The sequence below is a fragment of the Streptomyces sp. NBC_00691 genome, from assembly GCF_036226665.1.
GTDB lineage: Bacteria > Actinomycetota > Actinomycetes > Streptomycetales > Streptomycetaceae > Streptomyces.
On the sequence record NZ_CP109007.1, the window covers coordinates 1,322,894 to 1,341,253 of the forward strand.

Annotated in this window: 15 protein-coding genes; 11 read left to right on the forward strand and 4 right to left on the reverse strand. The window is 73.8% G+C overall.

The annotated features are described in order from the left end of the window. Positions 1-173 precede the first annotated feature (173 nt). The 5 genes from OG392_RS05815 to mug all read left to right on the forward strand — a co-directional run bounded on the left by OG392_RS05815 (position 174) and on the right by mug (position 5,596). Positions 174-1,517, forward strand: a complete 1,344-nt coding sequence (locus OG392_RS05815; RefSeq protein WP_329276309.1) for a hemolysin family protein — start codon at positions 174-176, stop codon at positions 1,515-1,517. Further along, entirely contained in the window at positions 1,514-2,533 is a 1,020-nt protein-coding gene (locus OG392_RS05820) for a hemolysin family protein (protein ID WP_329276311.1), read from the forward strand. The genes OG392_RS05815 and OG392_RS05820 overlap by 4 nt, the downstream gene beginning before the upstream one ends. A gap of 166 nt (positions 2,534-2,699) precedes the next feature. After that, positions 2,700-3,482 (forward strand): SGNH/GDSL hydrolase family protein, encoded by a 783-nt coding sequence (locus tag OG392_RS05825; RefSeq protein WP_329276313.1) that lies wholly within the window; start codon positions 2,700-2,702, stop codon positions 3,480-3,482. Positions 3,483-3,593: 111 nt separating this feature from the next. After that, positions 3,594-5,036: an adenylosuccinate lyase gene (gene purB / locus OG392_RS05830; RefSeq protein ID WP_329276315.1), complete on the forward strand. Its 1,443-nt coding sequence runs from the start codon at positions 3,594-3,596 to the stop codon at positions 5,034-5,036. 62 nt (positions 5,037-5,098) lie between these two features. Then, positions 5,099-5,596 carry a G/U mismatch-specific DNA glycosylase gene (gene mug / locus OG392_RS05835; RefSeq protein WP_329276317.1) on the forward strand — a complete coding sequence of 166 codons (498 nt, stop codon included), beginning with the start codon at positions 5,099-5,101 and terminating at the stop codon, positions 5,594-5,596. Positions 5,597-5,643: 47 nt separating this feature from the next. On the opposite strand, the gene OG392_RS05840 is transcribed toward mug, so the two are convergent. Next, complete coding sequence (locus OG392_RS05840; RefSeq protein ID WP_329276319.1) at positions 5,644-6,054, reverse strand: hypothetical protein; 411 nt, start codon at positions 6,052-6,054, stop codon at positions 5,644-5,646. A 197-nt stretch (positions 6,055-6,251) separates the two neighbouring features. Here OG392_RS05840 and OG392_RS05845 point away from each other — a divergent pair, with 197 nt between their 5' ends. Beyond that, positions 6,252-7,409, forward strand: a complete 1,158-nt coding sequence (locus tag OG392_RS05845; protein ID WP_329276321.1) for an ROK family transcriptional regulator — start codon at positions 6,252-6,254, stop codon at positions 7,407-7,409. A gap of 46 nt (positions 7,410-7,455) precedes the next feature. Here the strand turns inward: OG392_RS05845 and OG392_RS05850 are convergent, their stop codons facing one another. After that, positions 7,456-8,196, reverse strand: a complete 741-nt coding sequence (locus OG392_RS05850; protein WP_329276323.1) for a GntR family transcriptional regulator — start codon at positions 8,194-8,196, stop codon at positions 7,456-7,458. A 290-nt stretch (positions 8,197-8,486) separates the two neighbouring features. Continuing rightward, positions 8,487-9,371, reverse strand: coding sequence for an RNA polymerase sigma-70 factor (locus OG392_RS05855; protein WP_329287093.1), 885 nt, complete (start codon positions 9,369-9,371; stop codon positions 8,487-8,489). A 134-nt stretch (positions 9,372-9,505) separates the two neighbouring features. Between OG392_RS05855 and OG392_RS05860 the strand changes: the two genes are divergently transcribed. Then, positions 9,506-10,339 carry an alpha/beta fold hydrolase gene (locus OG392_RS05860; protein ID WP_329276325.1) on the forward strand — a complete coding sequence of 278 codons (834 nt, stop codon included), beginning with the start codon at positions 9,506-9,508 and terminating at the stop codon, positions 10,337-10,339. Positions 10,340-11,293: 954 nt separating this feature from the next. Here the strand turns inward: OG392_RS05860 and OG392_RS05870 are convergent. Next, the gene (locus tag OG392_RS05870; protein WP_329276327.1) at positions 11,294-12,397 is read right to left on the reverse strand and encodes a helix-turn-helix domain-containing protein; all 1,104 of its coding nucleotides are present in this window, start codon (positions 12,395-12,397) and stop codon (positions 11,294-11,296) included. A gap of 109 nt (positions 12,398-12,506) precedes the next feature. On the opposite strand from OG392_RS05870, the gene OG392_RS05875 reads away from it, so the two are divergent. The 4 genes from OG392_RS05875 to OG392_RS05890 all read left to right on the forward strand — a co-directional run bounded on the left by OG392_RS05875 (position 12,507) and on the right by OG392_RS05890 (position 18,342). Continuing rightward, complete coding sequence (locus OG392_RS05875) at positions 12,507-13,538, forward strand: saccharopine dehydrogenase family protein (protein WP_329276329.1); 1,032 nt, start codon at positions 12,507-12,509, stop codon at positions 13,536-13,538. 107 nt (positions 13,539-13,645) lie between these two features. Further along, the gene (gene pdxR, locus OG392_RS05880) at positions 13,646-15,061 is read left to right on the forward strand and encodes a MocR-like pyridoxine biosynthesis transcription factor PdxR (RefSeq protein ID WP_329276331.1); all 1,416 of its coding nucleotides are present in this window, start codon (positions 13,646-13,648) and stop codon (positions 15,059-15,061) included. Positions 15,062-15,205: 144 nt separating this feature from the next. Continuing rightward, positions 15,206-16,795, forward strand: coding sequence for an alkaline phosphatase D family protein (locus OG392_RS05885; protein ID WP_329276333.1), 1,590 nt, complete (start codon positions 15,206-15,208; stop codon positions 16,793-16,795). Positions 16,796-16,932: 137 nt separating this feature from the next. Continuing rightward, complete coding sequence (locus tag OG392_RS05890; RefSeq protein WP_329276336.1) at positions 16,933-18,342, forward strand: SWIM zinc finger family protein; 1,410 nt, start codon at positions 16,933-16,935, stop codon at positions 18,340-18,342. Positions 18,343-18,360: the final 18 nt, after the last annotated feature.

Here is an 18,360-nt window from a genome sequence, read left to right on the forward strand (position 1 = left end):
TTTACCATGGTCTCTCATCCAGACGACCCGACGACCGAAAGGTGTGAGCGTCCGCCCATGGGCGAGCCTCCCAGTAGTACCGATCTGCGTACTGCTCCCGAAAGCACCGGCCGCGCCGGCCGACATCGAGCGTTCCTCCTCCCCCTGACTGATCATGGGACGGAGGTGAACCGATGACCGAAGTGCTTCTGCTCCTCCTGGCGCTCCTCCTCGCCGTCGCGTGCGGCGCGTTCGTCGCGGCCGAGTTCTCGCTGACGACGGTCGAGCGCCGTGAACTCGAGGACGCCGCGGAGCGCGGCGAGCGCGGCGCGGCGGGAGCGCTCAAGGCCGTCAGGTCGCTGACCTTCCAGCTCTCCGGCGCCCAGCTGGGCATCACCGTCACCAACCTGGTCGTCGGCATGCTGTCCGAGCCGTCGATCTCCAAGCTGATCCGTGGTCCCCTCGAGGACCTCGGCCTCTCCTCGTCGGTCGCCTCGTCGGTGGCGCTGGTCCTGGGCACCGCCCTGTCGACCGTCGTCCTGATGGTGGTCGGCGAGCTGGTCCCCAAGAACTGGGCGATCTCCTCGCCCCTCGCGGTCGCGAAGGTGGTCGCCACCCCGCAGCGGATGTTCACCGCCGCCTTCAAGCCGCTGATCAGCCACCTCAACAACACCGCGAACCGGATCCTGCGCCGCATCGGCATGGAGCCGACCGAGGAACTGGCGTCGGCGCGCTCCCCGCAGGAGCTGGTGGCGCTCGCCCGCCACTCGGCGAAGGAGGGTGCCCTTGAGGCGGACACGGCCGAGCTGTTCGTCCGTACCCTCAACCTGGCGGAGCTCACCGCGGAGAACGTGATGACGCCCCGTGTGCAGGTCACCGCGCTCGACGTGCAGGCCACCGCCGAGGACGTCGCCAACGCGACCCGGGCCACCGGCCTCTCCCGCTTCCCCGTCTACCGGGGCAGCCTCGACGCGGTCGTCGGCATCGCCCACATCAAGGACGTCCTGGCCATACCGGCCGAGGAGCGGCGCCATCGCCGGATCGGCGAGCTGCTGCGCGAGCCGCTGCTCGTGCCCGAGACGCTGACCGTGGACCGGCTCCTCGACCGGCTGTCCGGGAAGCAGACGATGGCCGTCGTCATCGACGAGTACGGCGGTACCGCCGGGGTCGCCACCCTGGAGGACATCGTCGAGGAGGTCGTCGGCGAGGTGCGCGACGAGCACGACCCGCACGAGACGCCGGACCTGGCGCGGGCGGGCGAGGACACGGAAGGGCGTGAGCTCTGGTCCGCCGACGGCGCCGCCCGTACCGACCAGGTGGAGGTCATCGGCCTCCGGGTGCCGGACGGTCCGTACGAGACGCTCGCGGGCTTCGTCGCCCATGAGCTGGGCCGCATCCCGGACGTCGGCGACAGCGCGGAGCTGGACGGCTGGCGGCTCGACGTCGTGGACGCCTCGGGCCGGCGCGCGGCGCGCGTGCTGCTGCACGCGCCCATGCCGCGGGAGCACCAGGACGAGACCGGGGAGGCCGGCCGATGATCGTGATCCAGCTGTTGATCGGTCTGCTGACCCTGGTCGTCAACGCCTTCTTCGTCGGCGCCGAGTTCGCCCTGATCTCGGTACGCCGCAGCCAGATCGAGCCGCTGGCCGAGGAGGGGAACCGGCGGGCGCGCAGCGTCATCTGGGGCCTCGAGCACGTCTCCGCGCTGCTCGCCGCGGCACAGCTCGGCATCACGCTCTGCACCCTGGTGCTGGGCATCGTCGCCGAGCCGGCCATCGCGCACCTGCTCGAACCGGTCTTCGACGCGGTGGGCGTACCGCACGGCCTGGTCCACCCGATCTCGTTCGTGATCGCGCTCAGCGTGGCCACGTATCTGCACATGCTGCTCGGCGAGATGGTGCCGAAGAACATCGCCCTCGCCGAGCCGACACGGACGGCGCTGCTGCTCGGCCCGCCGCTCGTGAGCGTCGCGCGGGCGCTGCGTCCGGTGATCTTCGCGATCAACGCCTTCGCCAACACCCTGCTCAAGCTGTTGCGCGTGGAGGTCAAGGACGAGGTCGCCGCGACGTTCTCGGACGACGAGCTGGCCCGGATGGTCACCGACGCCGGTGACGCGGGACTGCTCGACGACCGGGCCGCCGAGCGGCTGCACGACGCCCTGGAGCTGGGCCGCCGTCCCGTACGGGACGTCGTGATGCCGGCGGAGAAGGTCGTGTACGCGCAGGTCGGCACCACTCCCGGGGAGCTGGAGACCCTGTCGGCGCGGACCGGCTACTCGCGCTTCCCGGTGGTCGACGAGGAGCGCAGGATCCTGGGCTATCTGCACGTCAAGGACGCCCTGGACGCCGCGCCGCGCGACGAGCCGTTCCCGGTGTCCGCGCTGCGTCCGATCGCCCGGGTCCGGGCGGCCACGCCGCTGGACGACGTCCTGACGGCGATGCGCCGCAGCCGGACGCACCTGGCGGCGGTGCTCGACGAGGACGACAAGCCGGCCGGTCTCGTGGCGATGGAGGACGTCCTGCGAGAACTGGTGGGCCGCCCGGCGGCCCCGTAGCACCGGATTCGGCACGGAGGGCCCCGGGAACGCAGGTTCCCGGGGCCCTCCCGCGTTCCTCGGCCGCGTCTCCCCGGCTCCTCGGCCGCGTCACCGCGTGTTCCCGGCCGTGCGGCCGGCGCTCCGGCGGAGAGTCCCGCATACCGCGCGGTATGATCTCTCCGCCATGGAGATCAATGCCACGTACAACAGTTTCGTCGCCCTCGGCGACAGTTTCACCGAGGGCATGTCGGACCGGAAGCCCGACGGTTCCTACCGGGGCTGGGCCGACGTCCTCGCGGACCGGCTGGCCGCCCGCACCCCCGACTTCCGGTACGCCAACCTCGCCGTGCGCGGCAAGCTCATCGGCCAGATCGTCGAGGAGCAGGTCGAGACGGCCGCCGCGATGAAGGCGGACGTCGTGACGCTCGTCGGCGGGCTGAACGACACCCTGCGGCCCAAGGTCGACATGGGGCGGGTACGCGGGCTGCTCACCGAGGCCGTCGAGCGGCTCACCCCGGCCTGCGGGCAGCTGGTCCTGATGCGCAGCCCCGGCCGGAACGGGCCGGTCCTGGAGCGCTTCCGTCCCCGGATGGAGGAGCTGTTCGCGCACGTCGACGACCTCGCCGCCCGGCACGGCGCCCTGGTCGTCGACCTGTACAGCGCCCCCTCGCTCGCCGACCCCCGGCTGTGGGACGTGGACCGGCTCCACCTCACCGCCGAAGGGCACCGGCGGGTCGCCGAAGCCGTGTGGCAGACGCTCGGCCTGGCTCCCGAGGAGGACTGGCGGTCGGCGCCGGCGCCGACCCCGCGACCGGGCTGGACGAGCCGCCGGGCGGCGGACGCCCGCTTCGCCAGGGAACACCTGGGCCCGTGGATCGGGCGGCGCCTCACCGGCCGCTCGTCCGGCGACGGCCTGGCGCCCAAGCGCCCCGAGCTGCTCCCGTACGAGCCGTCGACGGAGCCGTAGCCCCGCCGGGGGACGTGGTGCGGGAGCGGCGACCGTGAGCTGCGTCTCGTAGCAACCTCCAGCTGGAACCGTGGCGCTGGCCTGCAGAAATCGCCAGTAAACTCTGTCCACGTGACTGCTGTGACTGCGAAGCCCCGCATCCCCAACGTTCTGGCCGGCCGCTACGCCTCCGCGGAGCTCGCCGTCCTCTGGTCCCCCGAGCAGAAGGTGAAGCTGGAGCGTCAGCTCTGGCTCGCCGTGCTCCGCGCGCAGAAGGACCTCGGGATCGAGGTTCCGGACGCCGCCCTCACCGACTACGAGCGCGTGCTCGACCAGGTCGACCTCGGCTCCATCGCCGAGCGCGAGAAGGTCACCCGGCACGACGTGAAGGCCCGGATCGAGGAGTTCAACGCCCTCGCCGGCCACGAGCACGTCCACAAGGGCATGACCTCGCGCGACCTCACCGAGAACGTCGAGCAGCTGCAGATCCGGCTCTCCCTGGAGCTGATGCGGGACCGTACGGTCGCCGTCCTCGGCCGTCTCGGCAAGCTCTCCGCCGAGTACGCGGAGCTGGTCATGGCGGGCCGCTCGCACAACGTCGCCGCCCAGGCGACCACCCTCGGCAAGCGCTTCGCGACGGCGGCCGACGAGCTGCTCGTGGCGTACGGCCGCCTGGAGGAGCTGCTCGGCCGCTACCCGCTGCGCGGCATCAAGGGCCCGGTCGGCACCGCACAGGACATGCTGGACCTGCTCGGCGGCGACGCCGGCAAGCTGGCCGACCTGGAGCAGCGGATCGCCGGTCACCTCGGCTTCGCCCACGCCTTCGCCTCGGTCGGCCAGGTCTACCCGCGCTCGCTCGACTACGACGTGGTCACCTCGCTGGTGCAGCTGGCCGCCGCCCCGTCGTCGATCGCCAAGACGATCCGCCTGATGGCCGGCCACGAGCTGGTCACCGAGGGCTTCAAGCCCGGCCAGGTCGGCTCCTCGGCGATGCCGCACAAGATGAACACCCGCTCCTGCGAGCGCGTCAACGGCCTCATGGTCATCCTGCGCGGTTACGCCTCGATGACCGGCGAGCTGGCGGGCGACCAGTGGAACGAGGGCGACGTCTCCTGCTCGGTGGTCCGCCGGGTCGCGCTGCCCGACGCGTTCTTCGCGCTCGACGGTCTCCTGGAGACCTTCCTCACCGTGCTCGACGAGTTCGGCGCCTTCCCGGCCGTCGTCGCCCGTGAGCTCGATCGCTACCTCCCCTTCCTGGCGACCACCAAGGTCCTCATGGGCGCCGTGCGGGCCGGGGTCGGCCGCGAGGTCGCCCACGAGGCCATCAAGGAGAACGCCGTCGCCTCGGCCCTCGCCATGCGCGAGCAGGGCGCCGAGCGCAACGAGCTGCTCGACAAGCTGGCCGCCGACGCGCGCATCCCGCTGAACCGGGCGCAGCTCGACGAGCTGATGGCGGACAAGCTGTCCTTCACCGGCGCCGCCGCCGACCAGGTCGCGTCCGTGGTCTCCCGGATCGAGGAGATCCTCAAGCAGCACCCGGAGGCCGCCGTCTACGCCCCCGGAGCGATCCTCTGACCGGGAGCCCCCGGTTCACCCAGGAGCAGCTGGAGGCCGCCCGTGACCGCGTCGTTCCCGACGTGGTGGCGGGCGGCCTCTCGGTGTTGTTCTGCGGGATCAATCCGGGTCTCATGACGGCCGCGACGGGACACCACTTCGCCCGTCCCGGCAACCGGTTCTGGCCGGTGCTCCACCTGTCCGGGTTCACCCCGCGGCAGCTGCGGCCGGACGAGCAGGAGGAGCTCCTGACGTACGGCCTCGGGATCACCAACGTCGTGGCGCGGGCGACCGCGCGCGCCGACGAGCTGACCCGCGAGGAGTACCGGGAGGGCGGGCGGATCCTGGCCGGGAAGGTGGAGCGGCTTGCGCCGCGCTGGCTCGCGGTCGTCGGCGTCACCGCGTACCGCACGGCCTTCGGCGAGCCGAAGGCCGCCATCGGGCCGCAGGAGCGCGTGATCGGAACCACCCGGATCTGGGCGCTGCCCAACCCGAGCGGTCTCAACGCGCACTGGACGGCGGCGACGATGGCCGCGGAGTACGCCCGTCTCCGGGAGGCCGCCGAGGGGCCCGGCGGGTGAGGTGAGGGGCCGCGGCCCGGCACGGTCGGCCAGGCTGCGGCGCGCTCTCACAGTGGCGGGTCGACCGTGGTGACCACGGCGAGCAGCTGGAACGGCAGTTCCTTGTCCCACTGGGAGACGCCCAGTCCGATCCACATTCCGTCGGCACGCCACAGACGCAGGTTCGGGGTGTGGCAGCTGAGGGTGGACCAGGGCTCGGGTATCGGCTCGCCCTCCATGCTCCGCTCCAGGACCGGCCAGAGGTCGAGCTCCCGGGGCTCGCCCCAGCGCGCGGCGAGCAGGGCGCCGAGCCCGTCCCGTTCCGCTTCGTACTGGTCCTCGACGACCGGGCGGCGCGTGCCGTCGTCCTCCCAGAAGTCCTCGCTGGTCGCGAGCTCCGCGAGGTGGTGGTCCGGGCCGCCGTCGAATCCCCGGGCCCTGAGCAAGTCGATCGCCGCCAGACGGTCCGCCGTGGTCATGTCTCCAGTAAAGCTCCCGCCACTGACAGTTGGCGCCGCGTCAGGAACCGCGGCGGCCGGCGGGCCGGGCCTCCGCGCGGCGGCGGTGCCGTCCCGGGCCGCGGGCGAATCCAAAGCGTCATGGGGGCGGCACTCGCCGCGACCGGGCCCATTGAGTACCATCCGCCGAAGAGGTGCACGAGCTGGGAGGACACACTGTGGGGCGGCTGACCGGCGGGGATCCGTCTCTGCTGCGGCGGATCAACTCCGCGGTGGTACTCCATGCGCTGCGCGGCGCCGACGCGCCGACGCTCACGGATCTGACCCGGATCACGGGCCTCTCGCGGCCCACCGTCGAAGGGGTCGTCGAGGGACTCATGGAGGGCGGTCTCGTCGTCGAGGCGGCGCCCGAGGAGGGCGAGGCCCGGCGCCAGGGGCGTCCCGCGCGGAGGTTCCGCTTCCGCGCGGAGGCCGGTCATCTGCTCGGCATCGAGATCGGCCCGCACCGGGTGGCCGCGCTGCTCTCCGGTCTGGACGGGCGGATCATCGGCGCGGGTTCGCGCCAGGTGTCGGAGACGGCCCCCGAGGACGAGCGCCTGGACCGGGTCCGTACGGTCGTGGCCGACGTGCTGCGCAGGGCCGGGGTCGCCCGGTCGAATCTGCGGGCCGTCGGCGTCGGCACCCCGGGCATCGTGGAGGCCGACGGGACCGTCCGCCTCGGTACGGCACTGCCGGGCTGGACGGGGCTCGCGCTCGGCGAGCGGTTGCGGCGCTCCTTCAAGTGCCCTGTCATCGTGGAGAACGACGCGAACGCGGCGGCCGTCGCCGAGCACTGGAAGGGTGCCGCGACCGATTCCGACGACATCGTCTTCGTCCTCGCCGGGCTGAGCCCGGGCGCGGGTTCACTGATCGGCGGCCGGCTGCACCGTGGTTTCGGCGGGGCGGCCGGGGAGATCGGCGCCCTGCACCTGCTCGGCCGGGGCGTCACCCCCGAGCATCTGCTGTCGACCACGGACGAGCCGCTGCACCCGCTCGACGAGCAGGCGGTCGCCGAGGTCTTCGCGCTGGCCCGCAAGGGCGACGCGCGCGCCGAGGCGGCGGTGGAGCGGTTCATCCAGCGGCTCGTGCACGACGTGGCGGCGCTGGTCCTGGCGATCGACCCCGAGCTGGTGGTGGTTGGCGGCTGGGCGGCCGGCCTGGACGGCGTGCTCCAGCCGCTCCGTGAGGAGCTGGCCCGGTTCTGTCTGCGGCCGCCGCGGGTGGTGCTGTCGCTGCTCGGCGAGGCCGCCGTGGGCACGGGTGCGCTGCGACTCGCCCTCGACCATGTCGAGGAGCAGCTCTTCGCGGTCGACGGCACGGTGACGGCCCGCCGCTAGGAGAGTCCTCGCGACGGGCCGCCGGCCGGTGTTCGTGGGAGCGGCGCTACGAGGCCATGACCAGGTCCACCGAGTCGCCGAAGGTGAGGCGGCAGGTGTCGGCGCGGTAGGTGGCCACGGAGACGGCCGCGGTCCGCCCGCCGGAGAGGTAGCGGGTCGTCACGACGAGCACGGGTGCGCCCGGCAGACGGTCGAGCTCCTTGGCGTCGTCGGCGCGGGCGGATCCGAGCTCCACGGAGCGGTCCTGGCCGTCCAGGGCGAGGTGCTGGAGCTCCCGGAGCACCGCGCGGGCGCGGGCGGGACCGGCGGGGGCGTCGATGGCGCTGAGGCCGGCGACGGAGCCGACGGGCACGTAGAGCAGTTCGGCGGCGACGGGCTGGCCCTGGCTGACGCGGATGCGGCGGACGACGTGCACCGACTCCTCGGCGCCGCTCTCCAGGACGCGCGCGACGGCGGCAGGGGCCACGTCGGCGGCGGAGTCCAGGGACTGCCAGGCCTCGTCACCCACGCCCGGCCAGGTGTGCTGGGTGGTGGAGACGTCGACGCCGACACGCGGCGGGGCGACGGTGGTGCCGACACCGCGGCGGCGCTGCAGCCGGCCTTCGAGCTCCAGCTGCTCCAGGGCCTGGCGGAGCGTGGCACGGGCGACGCCGAAGCGTGCCGCGAGATCGCGCTCGTTGGGGAGGATCTCCCCGACGGCGAAGTCCGAGTCGAGCGCTTCGCCGATGACTGTCTTGAGGTGCTGATACTTCGGTTCCGGTACCGATGCCAGCTGCGTGGTCCCCACCCTGATCCTCCGCAATTCGCCGTGTCCCGCGGCGTTTTTCCGCGCCCTTGTTTATTAAAGGTTCCTGCACTAACTCTGCGACCATAAGGCGAGCCCACCCCTTGGTCAAGACCAATCCTCTGCCGAACGCCCCCGAATGTGACCCTCTGACCTAGATCGTTCACAGGACGTTCGCGCCCCCGTGCGCCTCGCGCAGCAAAACACCCCGCCTCCCTGGTGGGAGACGGGGTGAAGTTCCGGCCGATCGGCGCGATCGGTCCGCTTCTTCGCGCGGGGTGCGCCCGCGCGCGTCAGCGGCCGACGAGCGCCTGGAGCTTGTCCGGGTTGCGGATGATGTAGACGCATTGGACGCGCCCGTCCAGCACCTCGATCTGGAAGACGGAGTCCGGCCTGCCGTCGAGGAGGGCGAGCAGGGCGGGGGCGCCGTTGAGTTCGAGGAGGCGGATCTCGAAGGTCTCGCCCGCGCCCTGGGCGGTGGCGTGCAGGAAACGGCCGACCTTGTCGGCGCTCTCGATGATCCGCAGCGGGGCCTTGGACTTGCCGCCGCTGTCGCCGACGAGCCGCACGTCGGGGGCGAGCAGGGCGAGGAGCTCGCCGAGGTCGCCGCCGGCCGCCGCGGTGAGGAAGCGCTCGGTGAGGTCCCGGCGCTCGGCCGGGTCGACGTCGTAGCGCGGCCTGCCCTCGTCGACGTGACGCCGGGCGCGCCCCGCGAGCTGCCGTACGGCCGCCTCGGAGCGGTCGAGCGCGGTGGCGATCTCGGCGTACGGGAAGCCGAAGGCCTCGCGCAGCACGAAGACGGCCCGTTCCAGCGGGGAGAGGGATTCGAGGACGACGAGGACGGCGAGCGAGACGGAGTCGGCGAGCAGGGCGCGCTCGGCGGTGTCGGGCACGGTCGGCCCGAAGTCGGTGACGACGGGCTCGGGCAGCCACGGGCCGACGTAGGACTCGCGGCGGACCTGGGCCTGCCGGAGCCGGTCGATGGCGAGGCGGGTCGTGATCCGTACGAGGAAGGCCCGGGGTTCGCGGACCTCCGCCCGGTCCTCCGCGGTCCAGCGCAGCCAGGCCTCCTGGACGACGTCCTCGGCGTCGGCGGCGCGGCCGAGCATCCGGTAGGCGACGCCGAGGAGCATCGGGCGGTGCTCCTCGAAGCACTCGGTCAGGGTGTCGGTCGGGATGTCGGTGGGCACCCGCCCATCCCAGCCCACGGCGGTCGCGCTGTCCAGTTTCGGACGGGGGCTTGAACTCCAGGCTACTGATCGGTAATTCTCACTGACAGGACGTCTGACAAGCCTCAGGACAGGGAGTCCGCATGCCCGAACGGATCGCGTTCACGATCGAGACCCCGGCGGGCCCCCGCACGGCGTCCCTCACGTACGAACGCCGGGGTGCGGGGGAACCGCTGCTGCTCCTGCACGGCATCGGGCACCACTGGCAGGCCTGGGAGCCGGTCCTGGACATCCTCGCCGCGGAGCGCGACGTGATCGCCGTCGACCTGCCCGGCTTCGGCGACTCCGACGAACTGCCCGAGGGCTGCCCGTACGACCTGTCCACCGTCGGCACCGTGCTCGGCGCCTTCTGCGAGGCCGTCGGCGCCGAGCGTCCGCACGTGGCGGGGAACTCGCTCGGCGGACTGCTCGCCCTGGAGCTGGCACGGGGGAAGCGGGTGCGCTCGGTCACCGCCCTCTCCCCCGCCGGCTTCTGGTCGGAAGGCGAGCGGCGGTACGCCTTCGTGACGCTGCGGGCGATGCGGGGCGCGGCGAGGTCGCTGCCCGTGCCGGTGATCGACCGCCTCTCCCGGACGTCCGCCGGGCGCACCGTGCTCACGAGCACCATCTACGCCCGCCCGGGGCGCCGTTCACCCGCGGCCGCCTACGCCGAAACGCTCGCGCTGCGCGGGGCCACCGGATTCCGCCAGACCCTGGCCGCCGGCGGGAGCGTGCGTTTCCGTGACGACGTCGCCGAGGTCCCCGTCACCGTCGCCTGGGGTGCCCGCGACCGGCTGCTCCTTCCCCGGCAGGGCGTCCGCGCGAAGCACACCATCCCCGGCGCGCGGCTCGTCCGGCTGCCCGGCTGCGGTCATGTGCCCATGAACGACGACCCCGCGCTCGTCGCACGCGTGATCCTGGACGGCAGCGGCGGCTGAGGCCTCCCGCGGGGCCGGCCCGGTCACCCGGGTCCTCCGTGCGAACAGGCCGGTGCCCACGGCGGCGCCGGCCCCCACGAGCAGGCTGCCCGCCGCCTGCGGCAGGCCGAAGGCGGCGCCCCCGACCAGGGCGGCGCTCAGGGCTGCGGCGACCGGGATCGCGCCGGTGAAGAGGGTGGCCCGCTCCATGCCGACCCGCTGGACACCCATGTAGAACAGGACGAACCCGACGACGGTGGCGAGCGCCGCCTGCCAGACCAGGGCGCCCGCCTCCGCACCCGTCGGCATCCGGACGAGACCGGCTCCGTCCACGACCAGGCCCACGAGCGCCGCCTCGGCCGCGCCGACCCCGCAGACGGCCGCCGTGAGCAGCTTCGGACCGAGCAGGCGCAGGACGGGGACGGCCAGCACCGTGAAGCCGACCTCGCCCGCGAGCGCGGCCACCGACCAGCCGATGCCGGCCAGGTCCGTACGCCCCCAGCCCTGGACCGTGAAGGCTCCCGCGGCGACGAGCAGTGCCCCGTACAGCACGGCGGGGGCGGGCCTGCGGCCCTCGGTCAGCGGGACGAGGACGGCGACGACGACCGGGGCGCAGCCGACGAGGACGCCGGGCACCGCCGGCTCGGCGGTCCGTTCGGCGGCGAGGACCGCCAGGTTGAAGCCGACCATGCCGACCCCCGCGAGGGCGGCGAGCCGCAGCCGGTGACGGGGGGTCAGGGTCCGCAGCGGGGCGAGCCCGCCACGGCCGAGCAGGGGCAGCAGGAGCAGGCAGGCGGCGCCGTAGCGCAGGGCCTGCCCGCCCGCGTACGGGTAGTCGCCGAGCAGGCTGTTCGCGGTGAAGGAGGCGCCGACGAGGGCGTAGGCGAGGGTCACGAGGAGGACCCCGCGGAGGGCGTTCGCGTTCATGCCTCCGACGCTAGGAAGACGGGCGGCCCCGGTTAAGGTCCACTTCTGTCACGCCATCGGGGACCACTTCGCACCGCTGTCCTCGCCCGGGCCGGTGCGGGTGGCCCAGCCGGTGCCGGCGTCCGGGCCGGAGTGCGTGTCCGGGCCGGTGCGGGCGCGCGCCCGGAAGGTGCGGCGGTAGGCGTCCGGCGGCACGCCGACGGTGCGGTTGAAGTGTCGGCGCAGGGTCGTGGCGGTGCCCATGCCGGTGGCGGTCGCGATGCCCTCGACGCTCTCGTCGGTGGACTCCAGCAACTCCTGCGCGTGGCGGATCCGTTGGGTCAGCAGCCACTGCAGCGGGGTCGTACCGGTCACGGACCGGAAGTGGCGGCCCAGATTGCGCGAGCTCATCCGCGCCCGGCGGGCCAGGTCGTCCACGGTCAGCGGCTGGTCGAGCCGCTCCATCACCCAGGGGAGCAGATCGCCGAGCGGGTGGTCGTCGCGCGCGGGGACGGGAGTGGTGACGAACTGGGCCTGGCCGCCCGCCCGGTGCGGGGGTACGACCAGGCTGCGGGCGACCGTGTTGGCGACGGCCGAGCCGTGGTCGAGGCGGACCAGGTGCAGGCAGAGGTCCATCGCGGCGGCCTTGCCCGCGGAGGTGAGGACCCGGCCGCCGTCCACGTAGAGCACGTCCGGGTCGACCTCCACCCGGGGGTGACGGGCGGCGAGTTCCTCGGTGTGGGCCCAGTGGGTGGTCGCGCGCCTGCCGTCGAGCAGGCCGGCGGCGGCCAGTACGAACGCGCCCGTGCAGAGGGAGGCCACCCGCGCGCCCGCCTCGTGGGCCGCGCGCACCGCGTCGACCAGTGCGGCGGGCGGGGCCTCGTCGGTCTCGGCGAGGGCGGGGACGATCACGGTGTCGGCGCGCGCCAGCCGGTCGAAGCCGCCGTCGGGCTCCAGCCGGAACCGGCCGACGCGGACGGTGGCCGGGCCGCAGAGCGCGACGTCGTACCAGGGGCCGGTCACCCCGGACGGCGGCGGGCCGAAGACCTCGTACGCCACGGACAGTTCGAACTGCCGCATTCCCTCGGTGACGGCGAGCGCCACGGTGTGCGGGTCCGCGCCCGGCTTCGCCGTCGGGTGCGTGCTCCGGTCGGTGCCCAGGTCCGTGTCCACGTCCGTAATTGTACGCATGATGTCGTTCCGGACACTCGTGCGCGACGGCCGCCGGGGCCAGGATTGAGCCATCAGAACGGTTCGGGTCGTACGAGAGCAGGGAGAAGTCATGGAAACGGGGCTCACGGTCGCGGTGTTCGGCGCCTACGGACACACGGGACGGTTCGTGGTCGCGGAGCTGCTCGCCCGCGGGTACGTCCCGGTGGCGATCGGCCGGGACGCCGCCAAGCTCCGGGCCCTCGCCGGGTCCCGCCCGGAACTCGACACGCGGCCGGCGTCGGTCGACGACCCGGCCTCGCTCGACCGCGCGCTGGCCGGTACGGCGGCCGTGATCAACTGCGCCGGGCCGTTCGCCGTGACCGGCGCGCCCGTGATCGAGGCGGCCCTGCGGGCCGGGATCCCGTACGTGGACGTGGCGGCCGAGATCGAGGCCAACCTCGACACGTTCGAGCGGTTCACGGACCGGGCCCGCGCCGCGGGAACGGTGATCGTCCCCGCGATGGCCTTCTACGGCGGCCTGGGCGACCTGCTCGCCACCGCCGCCATGGACGACTGGACGTCGGCCGACGAGGCACACATCGCGTACGGGCTGAGCAGCTGGCACCCCACCGCGGGCACCCTCGCCGCCGGCAAGGTCTCCCGGGAGCGGCGCGACGGCCGCCACGTCCGCTTCACCGAGGGGCGACTGGAGTACCACGACGACGAGTTCACGGTGCAGGAGTGGCCCTTCCCGGCCCCGATGGGTCCCCGGCCCGTCATCGGCGAGTTCACGATGGCCGACGTGGTCACCGTCCCGAGCCACCTGAAGGTGCCCGAGGTCCGTACCTACATGGCGGTCGAAGCGGCCCAGGACCTGTCGGCGCCCGACGCGTCGGCGCCGGCCGCGGTCGACGAGCGGGGCCGGTCGGACCAGACCTTCCTCGTGGACGTCGTCGTCCGCTCGGGCGACGCGGAGCGGAGGGCCGTGGCCGTCGGCCAGGACATCTACGCCGTCACCGCGCCGCTCGCCGTGGAGGCCGTCAAGCGGATCCTCACGGGCCGGACCAGGACGACCGGCGTCGCCTCGGCCGGCGAGATCTTCGACGCCCCGGACTTCCTCCGCGCGCTCGCCCCGCACATCTCCTTCGAACTGCACCGGTGACGGGCCCGCAGCCGGATCCGGCCGCTCCCGATCCGTGCGGGGCGGCATCATGGGCCACGGCAGGGACCGCCGGCGCGCGGCGGGACGGGGAGAAGGGCCACACGGACATGAGGAGCCAGGGACAGGCGGCCTGGGAAGTGCTCCTGCCGGCCGCCGCCGCCCCGGCGCGGCGGCGCGGCCGGGCGCTCCAGGAGGCGCTGCGCGAGGCGGTGCGCTCGGGCCGGCTCGCGGCCGGGACCCGAATGCCGTCGACCCGCGCGCTCGCGGGCGACCTGGGCGTCTCACGGGGCCTGGTCACGGAGGCGTACGAACAGCTCACCGCCGAGGGCTATCTGCGCAGCGACCGGGGCGCGGGCACATGGGTGGGCGACGCGGCGAGGAGCCGACACGGCGGCACGCACGCCAGGTGGGCGGGTGCGAGTGCGCCCGAGGTCCGGGTGGACTTCCGGCCCGGGACACCCGATCTGTCGCTCTTCCCGCGATCGGCCTGGTCGGCGGCCCAACGGGCCGTCCTCGCGCGTCTCCCCCACCCCGCCCTCGGGTATCCGGATCCGCGTGGACTGCCCGAACTGCGGCAGGCGCTGGCCGCGATGCTGACCCGGCGCCGGGGCGTGGTGGCCGATCCCGAGCGGCTCGTGGTGTGTTCGGGGGTGGCGCAGGCGTCGACCCTGCTCGGTTTCGTGCTGCGGGCGCGGGGGCTCGCCGCGGTCGGCATCGAGGATCCGGGCAGCCCGGAGCACGGGCGGCTGTTCGCCTCGACCGGTCTGGACACGGTGTGGCTGCCGCTCGACGAGGAGGGGCTGCGGCCGGAGCCGCTCGCCGCCTCCGGGGTACGGGCGGTGGTCGTGACGCCCTCGCACCAGTTCCCGTCCGGGATCAGCTGGTCGGCGGAGCGCCGTGCCGCGCTCCTCGACTGGGCGCGGGCGGTGGACGGTTACGTCCTGGAGGACGACTACGACGGCGACTTCCGGTACGACCGGGCTCCCGTCGGCGCGCTCCAGGGGCTCGACCCGGAGCGGGTCGTCTATGCCGGCTCGGTCAGCAAGTCGCTCGCGCCCGGTCTGCGGCTCGGCTGGACGCTCGTCCCCGAGGCGCTGCTCGCCGAGGTCGTCGAGCGCAAGCGGACGATGGACCTGGGGAACCCCGTGCTGGACCAGGCGGTGCTCGCCGAGTTCGTGACGCGCGGCGCGTACGACCGGCAGCTGCGCCACTGCCAACGCGCCTACCGGGAGCGCCGGGACGCCCTCCTTTCAGCGCTCGCGGAGCACCTGCCGGGCACCGTCGTGAGCGGCATCGCCGCCGGACTGCACGTCATCGCGCGCGTACCCGGGCACTACGGGCCACCGGAGCGGTTCCTCGCCCGGGCCGCCGAGGCGGGGGTGGCGCTGCGGCCCCTGGAGGAGTACGGCACGGCGCGCCCCGGGGACGGGGAGGTGCGTCTCGTGATCGGCTACGCGCACCTGGCGCCGACCGTCGTGTCGGACGGGATACGCAGGGTGGCGGAGGCGGTCGGCCGGGAATGAGGCGACCCGTTCCCCCGCCCCGCCCCGGAGGCCCTCGGCGGCCCTCCCGCGAGTGTTCACGCGGGGTTCGTGTGGGCGCCGCCCCCGGCCGTTAGGCATGGGGCGACGCACCGCCCCCGCCCGGACACCCTCGGAGGCCCTTCCATGTCCCAGCCCGTACCCGGCAGTTCCCCCTCTCCCGCCCGGCGCAGCGTGCTGCGCGGCTCACTCGCCGCGTCGGCGGCGCTCACCCTCGGCGGGACCGGCCTCGCCGCCCCGGCGTTCGCGCTGTCGGGCCGGCCCCGGGCCGAGTGGGGGGTGCAGACGGGCGACGTCACGACGTCCTCGGGGCTGGTGTGGGTGCGCTCGGACCGGCCGGCCCGCATGCTCGTGGAGACCTCGGCGAGCGAGTCGTTCCGGCGGGCGCGCCGCCACCACGGCCCGCTGATCGGCGCGGGCACGGACTTCACCGGCACCACCGCGCTGCGCGGGCTGCCCGCCGGAGAGCAGATCCACTACCGCGTCACCCTGACCGACCCGGACGACCCGCGCCGGACGGGCGAGCGGATCACCGGCACCTTCCGTACCGCCCCGGAGCGGCGTCGGGACGGGGTCCGCTTCCTCTGGTCGGGCGACATCGCCGGGCAGGGCTGGGGCATCAACCCGGACATCGGCGGTTTCCGCGCGTACGAGGAGATGCGCCGGCTCGACCCGGACTTCTTCCTGTGCAGCGGCGACTCGATCTACGCCGACGGACCGCTCCAGCCGAGCGTGACGCTGCCCGACGGACGGATCTGGCGGAACGTCACGACGCCGGAGAAGTCGAAGGTCGCGGAGACCCTCGACGAGTACCGGGGCAACTTCCGCTACAACCTCCTCGACCACAACGTCCGGGCGTTCAACGCGCAGGTGCCCACGGTGACGCAGTGGGACGACCACGAGGTGCGCAACAACTGGTACCCGGGCCAGATCCTGGACGACGCGCGCTACACGGAGAAGGACGTGGACGTCCTCGCCTCGCGCGCGCTGCGCGCGTTCGGCGAGTACACGCCGGTGTCCACCCTCCACGCGCGCGGGGGCGGTGGCGAGCGCCGGATGCACCGGGTGGTGCGGTACGGGCCGCTGCTCGACGTGTTCGTGCTCGACATGCGCTCGTTCCGGAACGCCAACTCGCCCGGGCGGCAGGCCGACGACACCACCGGCATCCTCGGCGCCGAGCAGCTCGCCTGGCTCAAGCGGGAGCTGGCCGCCTCCACCGCGGTGTGGAAGGTGCTCGCCGCGGACATGCCGATCGGGCTGGTCGTCCCGGACGGCACGAACATCGAGGCGATCGCGCAGGGCGACCCGGGGACGCCGCTGGGCCGTGAGCTGCAGATCGCGGAGCTTCTGCGGTTCGTCAAGCACCGGCGGATCACGGGCACGCTGTGGCTGACGGCGGACGTCCACTACACCTCGGCGCAGCACTACGCGCCGGAGCGGGCCGCCTTCCAGGACTTCGCGCCGTTCTGGGAGTTCGTGTCCGGCCCACTGGCCGCGGGCGGCTTCCCGGCGAACGCGCTGGACGCGACGTTCGGCCCGGAGCGGGTGTTCGTCCGGGCGCCCGAGCGGGCCAATCTGTCCCCGATGGAGAGCCCGCAGTACTTCGGAGAGGTCGACATCGACGGCCACAGCGGGGAGCTGACGGTCCGTCTGCGGGCGGAGGGCGGGACGGTGCTGTTCAGCAAGGTACTGCGGCCGGGTCGCGTCGGGCAGTGACGCCTGGTCGGGCAGGGTGCGGGAGCGGGTCCCGCCGGGTAGTGACGCCTGGTCGGACGTGGTGCGGGAGCGGTTCCCGCCGGTCGTGGGTCTCGGCTCCCCCGTGATTGTCAGTGCCTGGTCCTAACGTCGTTCCCATGACGCGATCCGTACAGGCACTCGCCTATGTCCGCCCTTCCGCGCTGGAGTCGACCGGCTCAGGCCGGCTGCTCGGTCTGGAGACGGCGGGGGGTCTCACGCCCCGGGGGGCAGAGGCCCATCCCCGCTTCTTCGCCGGCTTCCTGGCCTCGCCCCAGGTCGCCGCCCGCGGTCTGCTCGCGGTCGCCGACGTGGCCGCGGCCCGCTACCACCAGCGGATACGGCCGGGATCGCTCGACCCGGTGGTGACGGGGAACGGGGACCGGCTGCGGTTCGAGTCGTTCTCCGGCTGCGGCGGGGTGTACGCGCGCCTGGACGTGCTCGACGAGGGTCTGGGCGGGACGGAGACGGGGCACGGGACGACCAACGTCGACGTCAACAACCCACTGCGCGAAGCGCTGTCGCGGATGACGGGCGACGATCCGCTGCATCTCCGGGTGGGTCCGGAGGAGATGGCGGTGACCACGCTCGCGGGGGCGGTCGTGGAGAAGAAGGTCCCGCTGCCGGACCGCTGGCTGCGGGGCTTCGCCGAGGCGCAGGTCGCCTCGGCCCGGTTCGATCTGCGGGCCGAGCTGAGCGGGGCCGAGGCCGTGCGATTCCTCCGGTCCCTGCCCCGCAACCAGGCCCGTGGGCGCGGTCCGATGTGGATCACGCAGTCCGGCGCGACCCTCCGGCCGACGACCCGGCCGGGAGCCGGCGCGGTGTGTCTGCCGGGGCCCGACCGGCTCGTCGCCCTGGAGCGGGTGCTGCGGCACGCGACGGGGCTCCGGGTGTACGGGCCGGTACCCGACGGCACCCTGGCCACGGCGAGCGCCTGGGAGGTGGTCCTGCCCGGCATGCGGCTCACGCTGACGCTGTCGCCGGATTCCGCGCGGGGGTTCTCCGGCGAGGGCGGGGTTCTGGAGGCCCTCGCGACGGAGGAGGCCGCGCAGGACGCCGAGCTGGTCGCGGTCCTCCTCGCCTGGGAGCCGCGGATCGACCCGGCCGATCTGGCGGCGCAGGCAGGGCTCACGATCGACCGGGTGCGGGCGGCGCTGACCCGGCTCGGCACGGCCGGGCGCGTGGGGTACGACGTGGCGGACGCGGCGTACTTCCACCGGGAGCTGCCGTACGACGCGGACCGTGCCGAGCGGCACAACCCCCGCCTGGTCAGTGCCCGTCGGCTGGTCGCGGAGGGGGCGGTGACCGTGGAAGGCGATCTGGCGACGGTGGCCTCGGGCGAACGGCGCTACCGGGTACGGGAGTCGGACGGGGTGCTGAGCTGCACCTGCCAGTGGTGGGCCGACTACCGGGGCCGGCGCGGCCCGTGCAAGCACGCGCTCGCGGTCCGGATGGTGCGGCGGGGCGCGACGCCCGAGCCCACGGATGCCGCGGGTGACGGCGCGGCGGTCGCCGGGGCCGCGCGATGACGGGGAGCGCCGCGGACA